The sequence below is a fragment of the Acinetobacter sp. 148 genome (assembly GCF_031196675.1).
GTDB lineage: Bacteria > Pseudomonadota > Gammaproteobacteria > Pseudomonadales > Moraxellaceae > Acinetobacter > Acinetobacter baumannii.
The window spans coordinates 1-248 of the sequence record NZ_JAVIMT010000001.1; the positions used below are offsets into that span (position 1 = coordinate 1).

The window sequence follows — 248 nt, forward strand, 5'->3', positions numbered from 1 at the left end:
CTACAGTTACGTCTACACCTGAGTCTTTAAGGTTAAGTGCATGGGCATGACCTTGAGAACCGTAACCAATAATCGCAACTTTCTTGCTTTGGATGATTGATAAGATGGCAATTTCAAGTTTTGGCAAAATTTTAACCGTACTGGATTTATTTTCCGTTTCACGACCAGTGATTAATGTCGATATTATTTGCGAAGAACTTGGCTTGTCTAAACCGACCAGCTACCGTTATCTGAAAGAACTCGTATCA

General features: G+C 39.1%; 1 protein-coding gene and 1 pseudogene. One reads left to right on the forward strand and one right to left on the reverse strand.

Going from position 1 to position 248, the window contains the following annotated elements; genetic code table 11:
• Positions 1-130: pseudogene (locus RFX69_RS00005) on the reverse strand (hypothetical protein); the annotation flags it as partial.
• On the opposite strand from RFX69_RS00005, the gene RFX69_RS00010 reads away from it, so the two are divergent.
• Positions 105-248: helix-turn-helix domain-containing protein (locus RFX69_RS00010; protein WP_309168448.1), on the forward strand; the 144-nt coding region annotated here is incomplete at its 3' end. The pseudogene RFX69_RS00005 and the gene RFX69_RS00010 sit on opposite strands and share 26 nt — an antisense overlap.